The organism is Bacillus sp. RC252, assembly GCF_044909215.1.
GTDB classification, from domain to species: Bacteria; Bacillota; Bacilli; order Bacillales; family Bacillaceae_G; genus Bacillus_A; species Bacillus_A mycoides.
Genome location: NZ_JBIYDV010000025.1, coordinates 37,848 through 58,090, shown reverse-complemented (window position 1 = coordinate 58,090; position 20,243 = coordinate 37,848). Strand labels below are relative to the sequence as shown.

The following is a 20,243-nucleotide window of genomic DNA, read 5'->3' as shown; positions in this document are numbered from 1 at the left end:
GGACAAGTTAGGAGAAGAATAATAATAATATTGAGGAGAAATACAGAAGATGGAAGGATGGAAAGCATGTTTAATAAAATATTTCTTATAGTAGCGCTTATAGGTGTACCACTTTCTGTACTCGGAAAAACATTGCATTGGCCTCAAACAATTATGTTTGCTGTATATTGCATTACGATTATCGCATTAGCGGGGTTTATGGGGAGAGCAACAGAAAGTTTAGCAATTGTTTCTGGACCTCGGATAGGTGGATTATTAAATGCTACTTTTGGTAATGCGGTTGAACTTATCATTTCAATTTTCGCACTTCAAGCAGGATTAATTGAAGTAGTGCTAGCATCTTTAACTGGTTCTGTACTTGGAAACTTACTATTAGTAGGAGGGCTATCCTTCTTTATAGGAGGCCTTAAATATAAAAGACAAAGCTTTAATGTTTACGATGCAAGGCATAATTCAGCTTTATTAATATTTGCTGTTGTCGTAGCTTTTGTTATTCCAGAGATTTTTTCAATGAAAATGGATGCTGGAAAGACGTATCAATTAAGTATTGGTGTTTCTATTATTATGATCATTATGTACCTTGCTGCATTGCTATTTAAGTTAGTTACACACCGCGGTGTATATCAACATAAGAGCGATGAAGAAGTACATGAGGAGGAGCCTGAGTGGTCGAAAGGTAAAGCGCTACTCGTTTTAGCGATAGCAACAATTGCGGTAGCTTATGTTTCAGAGGCACTCGTACATACTTTTGAAACGGTTGCAAAGTCATTTGGCTGGTCAGAGTTATTTATAGGGGTTATTATCGTTGCGATTGTTGGTAATGCAGCAGAACATGCATCTGCAATTATTATGGCGTATAAAAATAAAGTGAATATCGCCGTTGAAATTGCAGTAGGTTCTACATTACAAATCGCCATGTTTGTTGCTCCTGTGTTAGTACTTCTTTCGATGTTTTTTGCACAAAAGATGCCGTTAGTATTTACAATACCAGAGCTTGTTTCCATGATTACAGCTGTTTTCTTAACTATTGCTATTTCAAATGATGGGGATACAAACTGGTTTGAAGGAGGCACTTTATTAGCTGCGTATGTCATTATGGGAATTGGTTTTTATTTATTATGAAAAATAGGGATAACAATGTGTTTGAGGGAAAACAATAAATACAGTAATTTATATACCTTTACGTAGGAAGGAGCCTGACAGGTGAAACGAGTGTACAGCATATGTCTTTCAACTATGGTCTCGTTTATTTTATTATTTCCTAACAGTAGTTTTGCAAAGACGACAGTAGAAGTAAAAATGCCTTCATCTGTTTTAAATATTTCAAAAGATAATACATTTCCAAATGATGCACAAGATTTACCACGTTTACAGCCGAGTAAGTTTGCTCAAGAATTATTGAAAACAACAAATATTAAAATTGAAAACCCAGATTTAATTCGAATGTTTAATGAAACGACAATTTCGAATGCACCGCTTGCAGTAGGGTACCGAGCGAAAATTTATTTAGGGCAATGGGCATTAAATTATGAGTCAATAGACACATCGATTAATTGGGAATATAAGCAAGTAAATCGAAATGTATATGATAATCGCGGAGGGGATCGCTTATACCCACTTCGCTATAAGCAAGAAACCCAAAAGACAATCGAAGGTGATTTAACAGCAGATATGAAAGATACTACAGATGTGAAAAAAATGATGCTTCTAAAAGCGCTTGAAAAAGTACAATTGCCACTTTCATTTAAAACAACCATTGGTTATGGTACCGGACATGAGCGTGTTTATAATATTAGTCCAAGTCAACTTGGATATTTATATGCGTATACACCAGCAGTAAATGAAAAAGGAAAAGTAACATTTGGAGAAGTCTACCTTGTGTTAAAAGGGAATCAAAAAAAGCTTGTCGTGAAAAATATTACATCTCAAGGAATCGGAGCTGCTATTCCAATTCATGATCATTTATTTTTTAAATTTGTTTCTTCATCGCATGCACAATGAAATAAAAAACGTCAGCCTATAAGCTGACGTTTTTTATTTATAACATAATGTTTGATGTTTTTGATAAGAAATCTTCTTTTGGATAGTAGCTATTTTTTACAAGAACATTCGGTCCAAGGCATTTCACAGCAGGACAATGGCAACTTAATGATTTTGCTGTTTTTGAGTCACACCATTTGTCGTAAGCTTCTTGTAGTGTATTTGTTTGTACATTACCTAGAAGCGGGACATCACCGAAGTCGGTCACGATAATATTTCCATCGAAAATATTTACGTTCAAACGAGAACGACCATCTGGATCATTGCGGACAGTTACATTTTTACTTTCATGTAATTTCTTTAGTGTAGCTAAATCGTGTTCATTATCACTACATGCATAGAAAGGTAATGTTCCGAATAACATCCACACATTTTCATCACGGATCTCTAATAAATGTTCAACTGCATTTCGAATTTCTTCTTTTGTTAAAATTTCAAGTGTGCTAGCGAAGTCACTCGGATACATCGGGTGCACTTCATGACGTTTACAGCCCATTTCTTCAACGATTTGACGGTGAATATGTTCAATATGTGGTAGAGTTCGTTTGTTTAACATAGTTTCGGCTGATACGAGTACACCTGCCTCTGATAGAGCTTTACTATTTGTAATCATTCTTTCAAATAATTTAGCGCGCTGTTCATAAGTAGGCTTACGCTCCATCATTGCAAATCCGCCTTCAACGAAGTCATCGATTGTTCCCCAATTATGTGAAATGTGCAATACATCTAAGTAGGGAATAATTTGTTCGTAACGTGCTAAATCTATAGTTAAGTTTGAGTTGATTTGAGTGCGAACGCCTCGTTCATGGGCGTATTTTAAGAGTGGTGTTACATAGTTGTCGACGGATTTTTTTGAAAGCATAGGTTCTCCGCCTGTAATACTTAAAGAACGTAAATGAGGAATCTCATCTAATCGTTTTAATAAAAGCTCCATCGGAAGCGGGTTTGGATCTTTCGGCTGTAATGTGTAACCAACAGCGCAATGCTCGCAACGCATATTGCATAACGTCGTCGTTGTAAACTCAACGTTTGTTAATAGTAGTTTGCCGTACTCTTCAAGGTCCATATACGCTTCCCATGGATCGTAAGAAGGAGTAATCGGCTTCATTATTTGTGATATCGTCATATGAAATACTCCTTTGACTATTGAAATAACAATTTGTCCATTCTCTATAATAGAAGAATATGTACTTTTTATAAAGTGAAACTTTTTTGTGAAAAAAGAGAGAGGGCTTACATTATAATGAATTACTGCGACAAAATTGATGAAATTACATGCCCATAGCAATCATTTTTGCGGTATAATAAAAGCAACTCGAATTAAAAGGAGAGTGCCTTCATGGGAAAAGCAATTCAAGGTAAAGATTCACAACTAGTATATTTGAAAGAACGTTTAAATATGTTCATTGAAGTAATTGATACGATTGAACCAGAAGAGGTAGAATTAGAAGATGTAGATCGTCTTCTTGCAATGTTAGATGAATTAGAACTGAAATGTGAGCAATTTAAAAAAGACGAATAATATATTAAAAAGGCTGCCACTACAAAATTGGCAGCCTTTTTCTGTACGGATAATAGAAGGAATATAGAAAAAAAGGTATAATCAAGTTGTGAAAAATTTCATTTAACCTTTAATGGCGTGAAATAAATAAACAGCTGAAGAGTATAACAATGGAATTTTCATTTCATAACGTTTTGGTAGCGTTCACAATTGAGGGGGAAGTAACAATGGAAAAGCTTCAAGAAAGCATGTATCAACTAATTGTTGAAACGTCAACGAACTTACCGAAAGATGTTCGTCGCGCAATTCAACAAGCGAAAGAACGAGAAAATGCAGGGACTCGTTCAGCGATGGCACTTGGCACAATTACGAATAACATTAAAATGGCAGATGATAATATCTCGCCAATTTGCCAAGATACAGGGATGCCAACGTTTAAAATTTATACACCAGTTGGTGTGAATCAATTAAAACTGAAGGAAGCTATCTATAGTGCGCTTGAGCGGGCGACAAAAGATGGTAAACTTCGTCCAAACTCTGTTGATTCTCTTTTTGGAGACAATAGCGGAAACAATTTAGGACCAGGTACACCTGTTATTAAGTTTGAACAATGGGAAAAAGATTACATTGATGCACGTTTAATTTTAAAGGGCGGCGGTTGTGAGAATAAAAATATTCAATATAGCCTGCCTTGTGAAATAGAAGGACTTGGACGAGCTGGGCGTGATTTAGAAGGAATTCGTAAATGCCTTCTTCATGCAGTATATCAAGCGCAAGGTCAAGGGTGTAGCGCAGGAGTAATCGGCGTCGGTATCGGGGGAGACCGCACATCAGGTTACGAATTAGCAAAAAATCAATTATTCCGTACATTAGATGATGTAAATCCAGTTCCAGAATTACACAAGCTTGAAGAGTATGTATTAGAGAATGCGAATAAGCTTGGCATTGGTACGATGGGATTTGGCGGAGAAACAACTTTATTAGGTTGCAAAATTGGAGTATATAATCGTTTGCCAGCGAGCTTCTACGTATCTGTTGCGTATAATTGTTGGGCATATCGTCGTCTTGGCGTAACAATTCATCCTGAAACAGGTGAAATTATGGATTGGTTATACCAAGAAGGTGAAGATACACTTCAACAAGACGCTGCGCAAGAACAAACAGAGCAGCGTGAAATCGTATTACAAGCTCCAATTACAGAAGAGCAAATTCGTGAACTTCGTGTTGGTGATGTTGTTACAATTAACGGCATGATGTATACAGGACGTGATGCGATTCATAAACATTTAATGGATAACGATTGTCCAGTAGATTTAAATGGACAAATTATTTATCATTGTGGTCCAGTTGTAGTGAAAGATGAAAATGATAATTGGCAAATTAAAGCGGCAGGTCCAACGACAAGTATTCGTGAAGAGCCATATCAAGGCGATATTATGAAAAAGTTTGGTATTCGTGCTGTAATTGGTAAAGGTGGTATGGGTGCTAAAACATTAGCAGCTTTAGAAGGACACGGTGGTGTGTACTTAAATGCAATTGGTGGTGCAGCGCAATATTATGCTGAATGTATTAAAGAAGTGAAAGATGTTGATTTCTTACAATTCGGTATCCCAGAGGCAATGTGGCATTTACGTATCGATGGTTTTAAAGCAGTTGTAACGATGGATTCTCATGGTAAAAGTTTACATGCTGATGTTGATAAAACATCACTTGAAAAATTGGCGAGCTTTAAAGAACCTGTATTTAAGTAAAGAGAAGTGCATCTCGAATTATTCGAGGTGCATTTTTTGGTATATATAGAAAAACATGTTCAGCATGAAAGAAAGCAGGGAAACAGAAACTACAGGTACGATTATATATGGAAAGGAGACTATTTATGAAATATAAATGGTTATATATAGGTCTCATTTTTTCAATTATGATGGCACTTGTTCCAGTTTCAACATTTGCTTATACGAATACATCACATAGCTGGGGAATCCCACGTCCTAAAAATGAAACGGTGCCAGATGCAGGGAAACTATATACAGAATTACTACAAAAAAATGGTGGGTTTTATTTAGGAGATACGAAGAAAAAAGATATTTATTTAACATTTGATAATGGATACGAAAATGGATATACAGGAAAGATTTTAGATGTATTAAAGGAGAAAAAAGTACCAGCAACTTTCTTTGTGACGGGACATTATATAAAAACACAAAAAGATTTATTATTAAGAATGAAAAATGAAGGACATATTATTGGTAATCATTCTTGGAGTCATCCAGATTTTACAACAGTAAATGATGCAAAACTTCGTGAAGAATTAACGAGCGTAACGGAAGAGATTAAAAAAGTAACAGGGCAAAAAGAAGTGAAATATGTACGCCCTCCGCGAGGTGTATTTAGCGAAAGAACGTTAGCTCTTACGAAAGAAATGGGATATCATAACGTGTTTTGGTCGCTTGCATTTCTTGATTGGAAAGTAGATCAGCAAAGAGGATGGCAATACGCTCATAATAATGTAATGACTATGATTCATCCAGGATCTGTTTTGTTACTTCATGCAATATCAAAAGATAATGCAGAAGCACTTGCGAAAATCATTGATGATTTGCGCGAGAAAGGGTATCATTTTAAAAGCCTAGATGATTTAGTAAAAAGCAATCAACCGTAAGCATGTATGCTTGCGGTTTTCTCATGCTATAATGATGTGTAAAAAGGATGGGGAAACGTATGTGGAGCGAACATGTTACGTTAGAATATCCGTACCATTTTGAGGAAGTACTAAAGCGTTTATCTTTCGACCCGTTAAACGTCATTCAATTAGACGAGAAAGTAATTTATGTCCCGCTTTTTATAGACGAAGAACAGATTGTTGTTCGTTTGCAAGGGATTGGTACTGTTCAAAATCCACAGTTTTGGATCTCTAGTCAGGCAGGAGATCAAGAGAAAGTAATGAAACGAATGAGGTCCATTTTTCACTGGAATGAACCGTTTCAAAATATACAAAATCATTTTTTAAACACATCATTACGTCCACTATTTGAAACATATGCTTATACTCCAATTATTTTAGAATTCGATTATTTCGCTTGTCTTCTTCGCTGTATTATTCATCAACAAATAAATTTGAAATTTGCTACTGTGCTAACAGATCAATTTGTAAAGCGATATGGGACAGAGAAGAACGGCGTTTTCTTTTTCCCAACACCAGAAAGAGTAGCGAACATTTCAATAGAAGAATTGAGAGAGCAGAAGTTTAGTCAGCGAAAAGCCGAATATATAGTAGGATTAGCAAAACATATTGTAGGCGGTAAATTAGATTTAGCAAGGATAGAAAACGAAACAGAAGAAGAAGTATCGGCACAATTGTTACCAATAAGGGGTATTGGGGCATGGACAGTGCAAAACTTTTTAATGTTTGGGCTTGGTCGGAAAAATATGTTTCCAAAAGCAGACATTGGAATTCAGCGCGCAGTGCAAGGTGTATTTCAATTAGATGATAAGCCTGATGATGCATTTTTAGAAAAAGTGAAACAAGAGTGTGAACCATATTGCAGTTATGCAGCGTTATATTTATGGAAAAGTATAGAGTAGAGGTGTAATAATGATACAAAAGCAACAAGAGAGTAAGTTGGAAGTTGGTCAAACGTTTCCTGTGACAATTAAACGTCTTGGGATTAACGGAGAAGGCGTTGGTTATTTTAAGAGACAAGTTGTTTTCATTCCAGGGGCATTGCCAGGAGAAGAAGTTGTTGCTGAAGCAACGAAAATTCAGCGTGGCTTCGCTGAAGCGAAAGTGAAAAAAGTTCGTAAATCATCACCACATCGTGTGAAAGCACCATGTTCAGTATATGAGGAGTGTGGTGGCTGTCAATTGCAGCATCTAGATTATAAAGAACAATTAAATCAAAAGCGTGATATCGTTGTACAAGCATTCGAGAAGTATATGAATGACAGTCTAGAAGAGAAAATTCGCCCGACGCTTGGTATGGAAAATCCATGGCATTATCGTAATAAAAGTCAATTGCAAGTGGGGCGTAAAGACGAAAAGGTTATTACAGGGTTATATAAGCAAAACTCACATCAGTTAATTGATATTTCTCATTGCATGATTCAACATAAAGCAACGAATGAAGCGACAAAAGTTGTAAGACGTATATTAGAAAAATTAAATGTTTCTATTTACAATGAGAAAAAACAAAAAGGTTTAGTACGCACAATTGTGACACGTACTGCAGTTCAAACAGGGGAAGTGCAAGTCACACTTATTACAACAAAAGAAGAATTACCAAATAAAGATCAATTTATCGCAGAAGTACAAAAACAAATGCCAAGTGTTAAATCAATTATGCAAAACGTAAACTGGCGTAAAACATCTGTTATTTTCGGTGATAAAACATTTAAATTAGCTGGAAAAGAAGTAATTCAAGAAACACTAGGTGATTTATCATTTGAATTATCAGCACGCGCATTCTTCCAATTAAATCCAGAACAAACTGTTGTTTTATACGATGAAGCGAAAAAAGCAGCTGCTTTAACAGGAAACGAGAAGATTGTGGATGCGTATTGCGGTGTCGGTACAATTGGACTTTGGCTTGCGAATGATGCAGCGGAAGTACGTGGTATGGATGTAATTCCAGAAGCGATTGAAGATGCAAAGAAAAATGCAAAACGCCACGGATTCACAAATGCAAAGTATGAAGCTGGTAAAGCGGAACAATGGTTACCAAAATGGGTGAAAGAAGGCTGGAGTCCAGATGTCATTGTTGTCGATCCACCGCGTACAGGTTGCGATGATAAATTACTTGAAACGATTTTAAAAGTGAAACCGAAACAAGTTGTTTACGTGTCTTGTAATCCATCCTCATTAGCACGTGATGTGCAAACATTAATGAAGAGTTATGAAGTGGAGTATGTGCAACCAGTTGATATGTTCCCGCATACCGCTCATGTAGAAAATGTAGTGAAACTTGTTAGAAAGTAACATTCAATAAGGATATGTCCCTCACAAAGCAGGAGCTATGTGAGGGTATATTTTATTTAGCGAATGGAAGTAAGGAGAATACGATGAACAATTATAAATTGACGATTCAATATGACGGTGCGCGTTATAAAGGGTGGCAACGTCTTGGGAATAATGACAATACGATTCAAGGGAAAATCGAAAGTATAATATCTGAAATGGTCGGAAAAGAAACTGAAATTATCGGCTGTAGTAGAACGGATGCTGGTGTACACGCTTTGAACCAAGTAGCTAACTTTCAAAGTGATGAGAAGTTAGTAGAAAATAAAGTGAAAAAGTATTTAAATCAATATTTACCAAATGATATTAGTATTACGAGTGTAGAAGAAGTACCAGATCGTTTCCATGCTCGTTACAATTCTAAAGCAAAAACATATCTTTATAAAATTTGGAATGAAGAGCATACGAACCCATTTATGCGTAAATACAGCATGCACGTGAATAAACAATTAAATGTGAAAAGCATGAAAGAGGCTGCGAAACATTTAATTGGTTCACATGACTTCACTGCTTTTTCAAATGCAAAGTCTAAGAAAAAATCTATGGTTCGAGAAGTGTATACACTTGATGTTTCCGAAGAATCAGGATTTGTACAAATTAGAGTAAGTGGTAACGGATTCCTTCATAACATGGTGCGGAAAATTGTTGGAGCATTAATTGAAGTTGGATTAGGACAATTAGAGGCGGACGCAATTCCAAACATTTTAGAGGAAAAACAACGTAATCAAATTAATTGTCTTGCTGAGGCGAGTGGATTGTACTTGGAGAAGATTGAGTTTTAGAAAAGATATGAATAAGAAAAAAGCACTCATTTGAGTGCTTCTTCTTTTATGCTGATGCAGTAGTCTTATCTTTTCGGAAAATCCCCATTAATCCGCCGATTAATAATAAAACACCTGGTAATAAGTAAACAATAGAAATACAAATAAATCCACCAATGGCAGCGATAGTCATCATAATGCCACCTACTTTAGCTTTGCTCTTAACCATAACACATCCAACAATCCCCAATATTGAAAGAGCTACAGCAGCCCAGCCTAATCCAATAATTTGATTAGCTCCGTCAGCTTCAACTGCTGCTCCTATGCCTCCGATAAATAAAGCAATGAATGCACATAAAATCCCGAATATACCACCAATTAATCCTAATACAAATTCTGCTGTTCTTTTCATAGTAACCACCTTTTAGAAAATATTTATTAGCTTTTTCATCCAACTCACAATTTGTTAGTTCAACAAAATGAACTACATGTTATTAACATAAGTGAAGTTTATATAAACAATCTTCAAAGATGTTGAAATGTCAGATTTAGAACTTACATGATAACAAATATAATAAAAACAAAATGTCGAAATTTGTCGATTTTACTAAAGTACATTTTTTCAGTATATAACTAATTTTGAGTTAAATTTCAAATCATTGAGATAAAGAGAGTAGAATGAAAAAACACGAGAGCGGTAACCGTCTCGTGTTTTTTATGATAATTAACTTTGTTCGTTTAAGAAGATTTTTCTCTTTTCATACGTAGCTTCAAATTCCAAAAAGCAGCAAGCATAATAGCTGCAAAGGAGCCGCTAATTGTGGCTAATAGCTTTGCATAAGGAAAGCTGTTCATATCAATATTAATGAATAACATCATACATAGAACGGCAGGAAGAAGGTATAAGTATTGTAATAACTTTAATTTTTTATCATTACTCATATATATCGCCCCTTTCTATCATGTCACATGTAAATTATAACGTATTTTTCCAAATAGTTACTTGTACTTGGAGAAATATTCATTTCATATGTGTAAGTGCAATTTTTTAATTCGATATTGTAAGTTTTGTCTGCTCAATCCTAAAAACTTTGCGGCTTGTGAGATATTACCTTTATTTTCTTTAAGAATTTGATGGATATATTTTTTTTCCATTTCTTCGATTATACGTTTTAAATTTTGTGGCGTATCAGTATTGTGACTAGTTAGTGGAGTCTGCATATTGAGTTCCTTTTTTGCTAGTTCGCGAAAGTGCGTTGGCATATGGAACACTGTAATGATATCTTCATCTTCTATTAAGTTCATGGATCCTTCAATTATATGTTCTAGTTCTCTCACATTACCAGGCCAATCGTATTGATAGAAGAAGTTATTTACGTTTAAATCTACATCTTTTACGCTAAGATCAAATTGGATATTGTATTTTTCAATAAAGTGTTGAACAAGATATGCAATATCTTCTTTTCGTTCCCGTAAAGGTGGAAGACATAAAGTAACAACGCTTAATCGGTAATATAAGTCTTGCCTTAATCGATTGTACGCTATGGCTTCAAGAGGGTCTTCATTAATAGTTGCTATAATACGAACATCAATTTCTTTTTCTTGCGCGCCCCCAATTCTTCGTATTGTTTTTTCTTGTATAGCACGCAATAATTTAGCTTGAAGTGCTGGGCTTAATGAGTTGATTTCATCTAATAATAAAGTTCCCCCATTTGCCTCTTCAAATAAACCAGGTTTATCTATTGCTCCTGTAAAAGCACCTCGATTTGTACCAAATAGTAAACTTTCCATTAAGGTTTCTGGTATAGCGGCACAGTTTTGCGAAATAAATGGTTTTGTTGAACGCTGGCTTTCATTATGGATGCTTTGCGCAAATAGCTCTTTACCGGTCCCTGTTTCCCCGATGATAAGTATGGAGGATGGCGTACGTATTACTCTCTTTGCTTCTGTAATGACCGATTGAATAGCTCTAGAATCACCAATTATGTGATCAAAGGTAAACTTAGTATTTTGTTTTCGAGAAAGGTTCGTTTTCATTGTTTGCTTTAAATGACTAATCTCTTTTGAAATTTCAATAGCGCCTTTAATTTTTCCATTTTCTATTATAGGAAAAGTATCGTTAATCGTCGTAATCTCTTGTCCTTTATTGTTAAAATACGTTTGTTTTATATTTTTGTTTGTTTTTCCAAGTTTTAAAGCCTCTATAAGAGTACTATTTTTATTTTCTTCAAATGCAAATACTTCTAAAGGATTTTTATCTAGCACATCTAAGCGATCCATTGATTCAATTTCCATCATTTTACGGTTATAGATAATCGTTTTACTTTCCTCATTAATAATATGGATCCCAATATCTAGTTCATTGAGTAAAGTTTCGTATAGCACATTCATTTCAATAATCTTTTTAAAATTGATTTCTTCTGTATGCATGTATTATCTTCTCCTCGTTATACCCTATGAAGACTGACTTTTTATAATTTTATTAAAATTCTTATAAAATCGCAAAATTTTTTTGCTATTTTCTCTTAAAAATTTTCAAATGATAGAAAAATTTTGCGGTTATGCAGATTTTTTTCGTAAGAAATCCTAATTTTACATAGGTATTAAGGTTGGTACGTATTTTGCATGAATAGTAGTTAAGATCTCTAAATTTAAAGAGTAGGGGGATTATGAATCTTTATAGTGTATGCAACGTTTCAGTTTCAATTAATAAGAGGGAGGAATTTATAAAGTGAAGACGGTTATAGAAGGCGTATATAGTCCTTGTTACGGGAAAGTAGAGAAATTATTTGTTACTGAAAGTTCTTACGTATATGAGTGGGAAAAATTAGCGTTAATTGAAACAATAGATAAGCAGCAGGTGGAAATTAAAGTGGGAATCAGTGGTTATATCGAATCATTAGAAGTGGTAGAAGGACAAGCTATCGCTGATCAAAAACTATTAATAACAGTGAGGGATGACCTTTTAATAACAGGTAGTGATTAATAGTAGTAATATGTATTTTGCTCTTTTAAATAATTATTTTTACTATGAAGAATTTTAAAAACGCTTACATTAAATGGGTTTGCAAAGTGAAAAGGGGGGATTTATATGATGGATCAAAACCAGGGATTAAAAAGAGAATTGAAAAGTCGGCACATATTTATGATTGCACTCGGAGGGGTTATTGGTACTGGGCTTTTTTTAGGATCCAGTTATACAATTCATGAAGCTGGACCTGGAGGAGCGATTGTAGCGTATCTTGTCGGTGGATTTGTTATGTATTTAACGATGCTCTGTCTTGGAGAGTTAGCGGTTGCGATGCCTGATGCAGGATCGTATCAAACATATGCTACAAAACATATTTCACCTGCAGCGGGTTATGTAGTGGGATGGATGTCGTGGCTAAACTGGACGGCTACGATAGGCATTGAATTAATTGCAGTTAGTATATTAATGAAACGTTGGTTTCCAGATGTACCATCATGGATTTGGTGCGTAGTGTTTGCCGTATTGCTCTTTGTTATTAATGCGTTATCTTCAAGAAGTTTTGCGGAGGTTGAATTCTGGTTTGCAAGTATTAAAGTAATTACAATTATTGCATTTATCATTTTGGGCGGGGCAGCAATGTTTGGTTTTCTAGATATGAAAGGAAATGAACCAGCGCCGATGTTTTCTAGCTTTACTGATTATGGTGGATTGTTCCCAAATGGGTTATCAGCCATTTTAATTACGATGATTGCAGTTAATTTTTCCTTCCAAGGAACAGAACTAGTTGGTATTGCAGCTGGTGAGAGTGAAAATCCAGAGAAAACTATCCCGAAGGCAATTAATAATACAGTTTGGCGCATACTTATTTTCTTTGTACTATCTATTTTTATTCTTGCGGGACTATTTCCTTGGCAGCAAGCAGGAGTGATAGAAAGTCCATTCGTAGTTGTATTTGATAAAATTGGTATTCCTTATGCGGCTGATATTATAAATTTTGTTATTATTACAGCTGTACTATCAGTTGCGAATTCAGGATTATATGCAACTTCCCGTATGCTATGGTCTATGTCTAATCAAGGAATGATTAGCCCGATTTTTGGTAAGTTATCTAAAAACGGTGTTCCTATTTATGCATTGATTGTAAGTACGTTTGTAGGGTGTCTCTCATTACTATCAGGTATTTATGCGGAAGATACAGTTTATTTATGGCTTCTTTCTATTGCTGGGTTTGGAGCGATATTAGTTTGGGCATCTATTGCTTTATCTAACCTATTAGCTAGAAGGACATACGTGAAGCAAGGGGGAGATATTAAGGATTTGAAATTTAAAACACCACTGTATCCATTTGTTCCAATTCTTGCTTTAGTATTAAATTTAACAGTAATTGTAGCTATGGCTTTTATTCCAGAACAAAGAATGGCATTATATTGTGGTATTCCATTTATGATCGTTTGTTTACTGTTTTACCGTGCTACAAGCAGTAAGAAAAGTAAAATAGAACATATCGAAAAGATGAATACAACAGAATTAGAAAGTTTATAGTTGAAATTGAATTTATAATAACAAGGAATTTAGAGACTGTAGAATTGTAAACAGTCTCTTTTTTTGTAAAAATAAAGCTGGAAACATACTACGTATGCAAAGGGGAATTAGCAATGAATCAAGAAGTTTCACAGCTATTAAAACAGATTGATTTACGAAAAGACGAGCTACTAGAACTTACAAAAGCTTTAATTCGCTTTGAAACACCAGCACCACCAGCAAGAAATACAAATGAGGCGCAAGAATTTGTGGCAGAGTTTCTAAAAAAACGAAATTTTAGTATTGATAAGTGGGATGTATATCCGAATGATCCGAATGTTGTTGGAGTGAAAAAAGGGACAGCAAGTGAGTCACATAAAAGTCTCATTATTAATGGACATATAGATGTTGCAGAAGTATCAAAGGACGAACCGTGGGAAACAAAGCCGTTTGAGCCGTTTATAAAAGATGGTTGGTTAGTTGGGAGAGGCGCGGCAGATATGAAAGGTGGACTAGCTGGAGCCTTATTTGCTATTCAGCTTTTAGAAGAAGTGGGGATTGAATTACCTGGAGATTTAATTTTTCAATCGGTAATTGGCGAAGAAGTAGGAGAAGCAGGGACACTTCAATGTTGTAAGCGTGGTTATGATGCTGATTTTGCAGTAGTAGTTGATACAAGTAATTTACATATGCAAGGGCAGGGCGGCGTAATTACTGGATGGATTACAGTGAAAAGCCCGCAAACGTTTCATGATGCAACACGTAGACAAATGATCCATGCTGGAGGACGTCTATTTGGAGCGAGTGCGATTGAGAAAATGATGAAGATTGTCCAAAGCTTACAAGAATTAGAGCGTCATTGGGCAGTCATGAAAACATATGAAGGCTATCCATCTGGAACAACAACAATTAATCCAGCTGTTATTGAAGGAGGACGTCATGCGGCATTTATTGCGGATGAGTGCCGATTGTGGATAACCGTACATTTTTATCCAAATGAAACGCATGAACAAATAATAGAAGAAATAGAAGAGTATTTAGGAAAAGTGGCAGCAGCAGATCCATGGTTAAGCGAGAACCCACCACAATTTAAGTGGGGCGGAGAATCAATGATTGTGGATCGTGGCGAAATTTTTCCTTCTTTAGAAGTAGATAGCGAACATGTTGCTGTAAAAACGCTAAGTTCAGTACATGAATCTATTTTATCTAAAAATGCAATTTTAAATATGTCAGCAACGGTAACTGATGGCGGATGGTTTAGTGAGTTTAACATTCCAGCTGTTATTTACGGACCAGGTACATTAGAAGAAGCTCATTCAATAAATGAGAAAGTTGAAGTTGAGCAGTTAATTGAATTTACAAAAGTAATAACAGCGTTCATATATGAATGGTGTCATACAAAAAAATAGATTAGTATATTGAAATTGTACAGGTATGTACTTGTACGCTTTTTTAGTGAACTATTTCAGAGTTGAACATAAACAACTGAAATAGTTCTTTATTTTTCTATGTTTTTCGTTTTATTTCAATTAATTTCTCTTTAGCTAATTCAACGGCAATCGCATCATCTAAATAGCCGATTGGAAAAAGATAATCGGGGATAATGTCTGTTGATAAAATGAAATATAGTAAGGCACCCCCAATAATTGCACGCTCTTCGGTTGAAATGGTTTCTGTACAAAATTGTTGGTACATATTTGTTAATTGCTCAATGAAAGGACCAGCACTATCAATTTGTTCTATTTTACTTTTGAAACTCTCGTGAATACGTTTTTCGCCTTCAGTAGTTTGAGCATAGCGCTCGTAATTTTCAAGTTCTTGTTTTACACGAGTTGTTGTGTATTCGAAGTCGAATAGGTTAGAGGATTGTAATGTTTGTTGAATTGTATCGAGAGATGTGTACATATCTGCTTTTTCCTTATTTATGTGTGGAGAGTCAGGGTACATTTCATCAAGTAATAATTGCGGTGGAACTTGTAGACAGTTTGCGAATTTTTGTAAATGGTTTTGCTTCGGTTGTTGTTTGCCATTAATTATTCTTGAAATTGTTGCAGGATCAATATTTGTAAGTGTTCCTAGTTGGCGCATAGATAGAGCCCGCTCCTTTAACAGTTTCTTTATTAATTTACCGAGCCGCTCATTTGGATTTTCATTGGGCATAATGTAGGCACTCCTTTTCTATTGTCTATCGTTGAAAAAATGTTGAGCATTTATTACAAGTATATGAAACAGACAGGCACAGTTGCTCAACATTTTCATAATATGCAATGAAAAGTGAGAAAAGGGGTGACTGTACGATGAGTACGGCAGGTTTATTTTCAATTTTTTTAATCGGGATTGCGTCTAATTTAGATAATGCAGGTGTTGGGATTGCATATGGCATTCGTAAAATTAGAATTTCGTGGCTTAATAATTTTATCATCGCATTTTTTGGATTTTTATTTACTTTACTAGCTGGATTTTTTGGGAATTGGATCGCATTATTTATTTCAGAGTTCACAGCAAACATTATTGGAGCAATAGTTTTAGGAATAATCGGGGTGTTTATTTTATGTCAGCCTTTCTTGAGTCAAAAAGATACCGTAGAATCTAAAGATAGTAGTGTACTTATGGGGGTTTTACGTGATCCAGAAAAAGCAGATTTTGATGGTTCTAAAACAATTAGTTTTTCTGAAGCAATTGTTTTAGGAGTTGCATTGTCCATAAACAATATTGCAGGTGGATTTGATGCTGGAGTAACAAATTTAAATCTTTGGCTTACGGCATGTATTTCTGGAGTTTTTAGTTTTATTTGTATTAGTGGTTTTACGTATGTTGGTAAAAGATTTTTAGCTGAATACTTAGGGAAATGGGCAACTATAATTGCAGGTGTGTTATTAATTCTTATTGGAATTGATCAATTGTTGTAAGAATGATAGGGAAAACAGTATTCGAGTATTTCCTTGGAAATACACTAAGAAATTGCATATATCGACGTGAAATCTTTTCACGGTAATGAAAGATTGTAAGTATTATACAAATTTTTGTGTGTAAAAAGGTTTAAAAAAGTAAAAGCACCTGCATAGGTGCTTTTTAGCGTATATCTTCAATTAGTTGTGCACATTCATCATCATGCATACTGTACTCACTTAAAACTTGAATACAAAGCCATTTCAGTTCTTCGATACTATGCTCAAGTTCTTCGGGAAGTACATGGTAAATGTCTTCAAGTCCCATTCCGAAATGAATAAGTTCTAGTACTTGATCATCGATGTTCCGATCCATTAATAGTTCAAGCACTTCTAAATTGAATATGTATCGGTGAGCTTCATCGAGTGAAACAACTTTTAGTTTCAAACTTTCTACAATACTCAATATGAAAAGAAGAATTGTTTTTTCGAGAACAGGTTGTTTCTCCATTTGAAATATGAGTTTCATCTTTTACACCTCCACATACAGCGCTAGGTTGTACTATATTATTCAGGAGGGGGGAGCAAATATGCATAATAAAGAGAACTTTTATTACTGTTTTTTGAAGTGTGTTGATGCCTAGTAGAACGGATTTTTGTGAAATAAAAAATCCTGCCAATATAGCAGGATAACTTCTAAATTAAAACATACTCCAACCTTCTTGGGCAGAAAGTAATTCAAGAATTTTAAAACCAGCGATACTATTTCCGTTTGCATCTAAAGCTGGTCCGAAAATACCGATTCCCATTTCGCCTTTTACGCAGCCGAAAATTCCGCCCGCTACACCACTTTTTGCAGGGATTCCAACACGAATTGCAAATTCACCAGATTCATTATACATCCCGCAAGTAACCATAAATGTTTTACAAATTTTCGTAATATGTTTAGGGATGATCTGTTTCTTTTTATAAGGATCATATCCATCCATTGCAAAGATTAAACCAATACGTGCTAGATCGATACAGTTAACCTCAATTGCACATTGACGCGTATATAAATCCATAAGTTCTTCAATATCGTTATCGATGATGCCATTTTGTTTCATATAGTAACAAAGTGAACGGTTTAAGTAAGCTGTTTCTAATTCAGAAGTGGCAACTTTAGAAGAATAACTAATAGTAGGATTGTCTGTTATATCACGCACAAATTGAAGAATGCGTTCCATCTTCTCCTCGTTATCATTACCAGCTAGCATACTTGTAATAGCTAATGCACCTGCATTAATCATTGGATTAAGAGGCTTGGAAGAACTTGTCGTTTCAAGCTTAATAATAGAATTAAATGGGTCACCAGTTGGTTCCATTCCAACTTTAGAAAATACATATTCTTCACCACGGTCTAAAAGGGCAAGGGCAAGTGTAATTACTTTAGAAATACTTTGAAGAGTAAATAGTGTTTGTGAGTTACCAGCATGGATATATTCTGTTTCTTTATGAAAAATAGCAATCCCTAGATCATCTGGATTTGCATTTCCTAGTTCGGGGATATAAGTAGCAAGTTTTCCTTTTTTCGTATATGGTTTTACTTGTTCTAACAACTGCTGTAAGTTGTTTGTTTCAATGCACTGCATAGTACCAACGCTCCTATTTCGAATTAACTAATTTTACTTTTCCCGATATGCTCGGAAATAAATAATAACATGAAAAAGTGGAATGATAAAACGAAAGTTGAATGTTCTATAGTGAGTCTTCAGTTTCGATTATTCCGTGTTAAAAAAGGAGAATTTTCCTTTTATATAACAGTTTGGAAATAGGAGATTTATCCATAAAAAGTTCGGAAATAAAAACTACACATCTATACAACTATATGTTATTATGGTTATGTAAATAGAAAGCGTTTTCTAAGGCGTACTTATAATGATAACGATTTCATAAATTTGATAGGGGGAATTAAAATGTTGCAGTTTTTACAACGTATTGGTAAAGCGTTAATGCTTCCAATCGCAGTGCTACCAGCAGCAGGATTATTGCTTCGTTTAGGGCAAGAAGATGTATTTAATATTCCTGTTATGGCACAGGCCGGTGCAGCAATTTTTGATAATTTAGCACTTATTTTTGCAATTGGTGTTGCAATAGGTTTGTCTATTGATGGTAGTGGAGCAGCAGGACTTGCTGGGGCAATCGGATATCTTGTTTTACAAAATACAACGAACGCTCTAAGTAAGGCATATTCAGCAGCAGAGCTGAATGATAAATTGAAAAGTGTTCAGGATTTAGTCGGTTCAGCAGATCCAACTAAATTAGCAGATACAATGACAAAAGTTTCAAAAGCAGCGGCGTTAACGCCAAAAATAAATATGGCCATACTTGGTGGTATTATTGCTGGGGTTGTTGCTGGATTACTATATAACAAATTCCATAAGATTAAATTACCAGAATGGTTAGGTTTCTTTGCGGGGAAACGTTTCGTACCAATCATTACTTCAATTGTAATGCTTCTTTTAGGATTAGTATTCGGTCAAATTTGGCCAACAATTCAAAGTGGTATTGATTCAGTAGCACACGGTATCGTAAACTTAGGTTCAGTTGGTGCTGGTTTATTCGGATTATTAAACCGTTTATTAATTCCAATCGGTTTACACCACGTAATGAATACATACTTCTGGTTTGTACTTGGTGACTTTACAAACGCAGCTGGTGATATCGTTCATGGTGATATTGCACGCTTCTTCGCAAAAGATCCATCAGCAGGTATGTTTATGACTGGTTTCTTCCCAATCATGATGTTCGGTTTACCGGCAGCATGTTTCGCAATGATTGCGGCTGCGAAACCAGAAAAACGTAAAATGGTTACAGGTATGTTAGGTGGCCTAGCATTAACTTCATTCTTAACTGGTATTACAGAACCAATTGAATTCTCATTCATGTTCTTATCTCCAGTACTATATGGTATTCATGCAGTATTAACAGGTCTTTCTTTATTCATTACAACAACACTTGGCATTCATGATGGTTTCTCATTTAGTGCCGGTGCAATCGATTACGTTTTAAACTTCGGTATTGCAACAAAACCTGTATTATTAGCAGGAATCGGTTTAATTTATGCAGCAATTTATTTTGCAGTATTCTACTTCTTAATTAAGAAGTTCGACTTGAAAACTCCTGGTCGTGAAGATGACGATGAGTTAGCTGAAGAGGGTGATGCACCAGTTGCAGGTTCAATTGGTGAAACTTACGTAGCAGCTTTAGGCGGAAAAGAAAACTTAGCAGTTATTGATAACTGTGCAACGCGTTTACGCTTACAAGTGAAAGATGCAAGTTTAGTAAATGAACCAGCATTAAAACGCGCAGGTGCAAAAGGCGTTATGAAATTAAGTAACACAAGTGTACAAGTTATCGTAGGTACAAATGTTGAATCTGTTGCCGATGATATGAAAAAACACGTATAAATAGTTAGATAAGAGGATATCCAAAAAGATTGATAACACCAGTCTTTTACAGGATATCCTCTTTTATTATGTTGAAATTTTAAAGGGAATCTTACTTTTGT

The 20,243-nt window shown here is 35.2% G+C and carries 20 protein-coding genes; 13 read left to right on the top strand and 7 right to left on the bottom strand.

The annotated features are described in order from the left end of the window. Positions 1-66 precede the first annotated feature (66 nt). Entirely contained in the window at positions 67-1,122 is a 1,056-nt protein-coding gene (gene cax / locus ABH960_RS26045; RefSeq protein WP_113937971.1) for a calcium/proton exchanger, read from the top strand. Between the two features lie 81 nt (positions 1,123-1,203). After that, positions 1,204-2,001: a YfkD famly protein gene (locus tag ABH960_RS26040; protein WP_002091172.1), complete on the top strand. Its 798-nt coding sequence runs from the start codon at positions 1,204-1,206 to the stop codon at positions 1,999-2,001. A 37-nt stretch (positions 2,002-2,038) separates the two neighbouring features. Here the strand turns inward: ABH960_RS26040 and yfkAB are convergent, their stop codons facing one another. Then, positions 2,039-3,166 (bottom strand): radical SAM/CxCxxxxC motif protein YfkAB, encoded by a 1,128-nt coding sequence (yfkAB, locus tag ABH960_RS26035; RefSeq protein WP_002125019.1) that lies wholly within the window; start codon positions 3,164-3,166, stop codon positions 2,039-2,041. Positions 3,167-3,379: 213 nt separating this feature from the next. On the opposite strand from yfkAB, the gene ABH960_RS26030 reads away from it, so the two are divergent. The 6 genes from ABH960_RS26030 to truA all read left to right on the top strand — a co-directional run bounded on the left by ABH960_RS26030 (position 3,380) and on the right by truA (position 9,334). Continuing rightward, positions 3,380-3,562: an SE1561 family protein gene (locus ABH960_RS26030; protein WP_002010264.1), complete on the top strand. Its 183-nt coding sequence runs from the start codon at positions 3,380-3,382 to the stop codon at positions 3,560-3,562. Between the two features lie 206 nt (positions 3,563-3,768). Next, positions 3,769-5,292 carry a class I fumarate hydratase gene (gene fumA / locus ABH960_RS26025; RefSeq protein WP_404449290.1) on the top strand — a complete coding sequence of 508 codons (1,524 nt, stop codon included), beginning with the start codon at positions 3,769-3,771 and terminating at the stop codon, positions 5,290-5,292. A gap of 125 nt (positions 5,293-5,417) precedes the next feature. Next, positions 5,418-6,200, top strand: coding sequence for a delta-lactam-biosynthetic de-N-acetylase (gene pdaA / locus ABH960_RS26020; protein WP_002091167.1), 783 nt, complete (start codon positions 5,418-5,420; stop codon positions 6,198-6,200). Between the two features lie 59 nt (positions 6,201-6,259). Further along, positions 6,260-7,123, top strand: coding sequence for a DNA-3-methyladenine glycosylase family protein (locus ABH960_RS26015; protein ID WP_085308942.1), 864 nt, complete (start codon positions 6,260-6,262; stop codon positions 7,121-7,123). A 10-nt stretch (positions 7,124-7,133) separates the two neighbouring features. Continuing rightward, positions 7,134-8,513 carry a 23S rRNA (uracil(1939)-C(5))-methyltransferase RlmD gene (rlmD, locus tag ABH960_RS26010; RefSeq protein ID WP_219300347.1) on the top strand — a complete coding sequence of 460 codons (1,380 nt, stop codon included), beginning with the start codon at positions 7,134-7,136 and terminating at the stop codon, positions 8,511-8,513. A gap of 83 nt (positions 8,514-8,596) precedes the next feature. Further along, positions 8,597-9,334, top strand: a complete 738-nt coding sequence (gene truA / locus ABH960_RS26005; RefSeq protein ID WP_404449287.1) for a tRNA pseudouridine(38-40) synthase TruA — start codon at positions 8,597-8,599, stop codon at positions 9,332-9,334. A gap of 46 nt (positions 9,335-9,380) precedes the next feature. Here truA and ABH960_RS26000 read toward each other — a convergent pair whose 3' ends face one another. The 3 genes from ABH960_RS26000 to ABH960_RS25990 form a co-directional block, all read right to left on the bottom strand. Next, positions 9,381-9,725 carry a DUF4064 domain-containing protein gene (locus ABH960_RS26000; protein WP_002091161.1) on the bottom strand — a complete coding sequence of 115 codons (345 nt, stop codon included), beginning with the start codon at positions 9,723-9,725 and terminating at the stop codon, positions 9,381-9,383. Positions 9,726-10,051: 326 nt separating this feature from the next. Continuing rightward, positions 10,052-10,255 (bottom strand): hypothetical protein, encoded by a 204-nt coding sequence (locus ABH960_RS25995; protein WP_002091158.1) that lies wholly within the window; start codon positions 10,253-10,255, stop codon positions 10,052-10,054. Between the two features lie 84 nt (positions 10,256-10,339). After that, positions 10,340-11,743 carry a sigma-54 interaction domain-containing protein gene (locus ABH960_RS25990; RefSeq protein WP_404449284.1) on the bottom strand — a complete coding sequence of 468 codons (1,404 nt, stop codon included), beginning with the start codon at positions 11,741-11,743 and terminating at the stop codon, positions 10,340-10,342. Positions 11,744-12,044: 301 nt separating this feature from the next. Here ABH960_RS25990 and ABH960_RS25985 point away from each other — a divergent pair, with 301 nt between their 5' ends. From ABH960_RS25985 to ABH960_RS25975, 3 genes are all read left to right on the top strand, one after another. Continuing rightward, positions 12,045-12,299, top strand: coding sequence for a biotin/lipoyl attachment domain-containing protein (locus tag ABH960_RS25985; protein ID WP_002010281.1), 255 nt, complete (start codon positions 12,045-12,047; stop codon positions 12,297-12,299). Between the two features lie 105 nt (positions 12,300-12,404). Next, positions 12,405-13,826, top strand: coding sequence for an amino acid permease (locus tag ABH960_RS25980; RefSeq protein ID WP_404449282.1), 1,422 nt, complete (start codon positions 12,405-12,407; stop codon positions 13,824-13,826). 113 nt (positions 13,827-13,939) lie between these two features. Next, on the top strand, positions 13,940-15,214 hold the full coding sequence (locus tag ABH960_RS25975; protein WP_404449280.1) for an acetylornithine deacetylase: 1,275 nt from the start codon (positions 13,940-13,942) through the stop codon (positions 15,212-15,214). A 97-nt stretch (positions 15,215-15,311) separates the two neighbouring features. On the opposite strand, the gene ABH960_RS25970 is transcribed toward ABH960_RS25975, so the two are convergent. After that, positions 15,312-15,965, bottom strand: a complete 654-nt coding sequence (locus tag ABH960_RS25970) for a helix-turn-helix domain-containing protein (protein ID WP_002091151.1) — start codon at positions 15,963-15,965, stop codon at positions 15,312-15,314. A gap of 137 nt (positions 15,966-16,102) precedes the next feature. Here ABH960_RS25970 and ytaF point away from each other — a divergent pair, with 137 nt between their 5' ends. After that, on the top strand, positions 16,103-16,714 hold the full coding sequence (gene ytaF, locus ABH960_RS25965) for a sporulation membrane protein YtaF (protein ID WP_002091150.1): 612 nt from the start codon (positions 16,103-16,105) through the stop codon (positions 16,712-16,714). A 163-nt stretch (positions 16,715-16,877) separates the two neighbouring features. On the opposite strand, the gene ABH960_RS25960 is transcribed toward ytaF, so the two are convergent. Together ABH960_RS25960 and glsA are read right to left on the bottom strand one after the other, a co-directional pair. Continuing rightward, positions 16,878-17,222, bottom strand: a complete 345-nt coding sequence (locus tag ABH960_RS25960; protein ID WP_002091149.1) for a DUF3969 family protein — start codon at positions 17,220-17,222, stop codon at positions 16,878-16,880. Positions 17,223-17,394: 172 nt separating this feature from the next. Next, positions 17,395-18,324, bottom strand: coding sequence for a glutaminase A (gene glsA / locus ABH960_RS25955; RefSeq protein ID WP_002151698.1), 930 nt, complete (start codon positions 18,322-18,324; stop codon positions 17,395-17,397). Positions 18,325-18,648: 324 nt separating this feature from the next. Here glsA and nagE point away from each other — a divergent pair, with 324 nt between their 5' ends. After that, complete coding sequence (gene nagE, locus ABH960_RS25950; RefSeq protein ID WP_061674657.1) at positions 18,649-20,142, top strand: N-acetylglucosamine-specific PTS transporter subunit IIBC; 1,494 nt, start codon at positions 18,649-18,651, stop codon at positions 20,140-20,142. Positions 20,143-20,243: the final 101 nt, after the last annotated feature.

Bases quoted from the DNA above. Each gene is read 5' to 3' on its own strand.
- fumA (WP_404449290.1), top strand. From the start codon at position 3,769: ATGGAAAAGCTTCAAGAAAGCATGTATCAACTAATTGTTGAAACGTCA.
- ABH960_RS25975 (WP_404449280.1), top strand. From the start codon at position 13,940: ATGAATCAAGAAGTTTCACAGCTATTAAAACAGATTGATTTACGAAAA.
- ABH960_RS26030 (WP_002010264.1), top strand. From the start codon at position 3,380: ATGGGAAAAGCAATTCAAGGTAAAGATTCACAACTAGTATATTTGAAA.
- ytaF (WP_002091150.1), top strand. From the start codon at position 16,103: ATGAGTACGGCAGGTTTATTTTCAATTTTTTTAATCGGGATTGCGTCT.
- cax (WP_113937971.1), top strand. From the start codon at position 67: ATGTTTAATAAAATATTTCTTATAGTAGCGCTTATAGGTGTACCACTT.
- rlmD (WP_219300347.1), top strand. From the start codon at position 7,134: ATGATACAAAAGCAACAAGAGAGTAAGTTGGAAGTTGGTCAAACGTTT.
- ABH960_RS25995 (WP_002091158.1), bottom strand. From the start codon at position 10,255: ATGAGTAATGATAAAAAATTAAAGTTATTACAATACTTATACCTTCTT.
- ABH960_RS26000 (WP_002091161.1), bottom strand. From the start codon at position 9,725: ATGAAAAGAACAGCAGAATTTGTATTAGGATTAATTGGTGGTATATTC.
- ABH960_RS25990 (WP_404449284.1), bottom strand. From the start codon at position 11,743: ATGCATACAGAAGAAATCAATTTTAAAAAGATTATTGAAATGAATGTG.
- ABH960_RS25970 (WP_002091151.1), bottom strand. From the start codon at position 15,965: ATGCCCAATGAAAATCCAAATGAGCGGCTCGGTAAATTAATAAAGAAA.
- pdaA (WP_002091167.1), top strand. From the start codon at position 5,418: ATGAAATATAAATGGTTATATATAGGTCTCATTTTTTCAATTATGATG.
- ABH960_RS26015 (WP_085308942.1), top strand. From the start codon at position 6,260: ATGTGGAGCGAACATGTTACGTTAGAATATCCGTACCATTTTGAGGAA.
- ABH960_RS25980 (WP_404449282.1), top strand. From the start codon at position 12,405: ATGATGGATCAAAACCAGGGATTAAAAAGAGAATTGAAAAGTCGGCAC.
- glsA (WP_002151698.1), bottom strand. From the start codon at position 18,324: ATGCAGTGCATTGAAACAAACAACTTACAGCAGTTGTTAGAACAAGTA.
- yfkAB (WP_002125019.1), bottom strand. From the start codon at position 3,166: ATGACGATATCACAAATAATGAAGCCGATTACTCCTTCTTACGATCCA.
- ABH960_RS25960 (WP_002091149.1), bottom strand. From the start codon at position 17,222: ATGAAACTCATATTTCAAATGGAGAAACAACCTGTTCTCGAAAAAACA.
- truA (WP_404449287.1), top strand. From the start codon at position 8,597: ATGAACAATTATAAATTGACGATTCAATATGACGGTGCGCGTTATAAA.
- nagE (WP_061674657.1), top strand. From the start codon at position 18,649: ATGTTGCAGTTTTTACAACGTATTGGTAAAGCGTTAATGCTTCCAATC.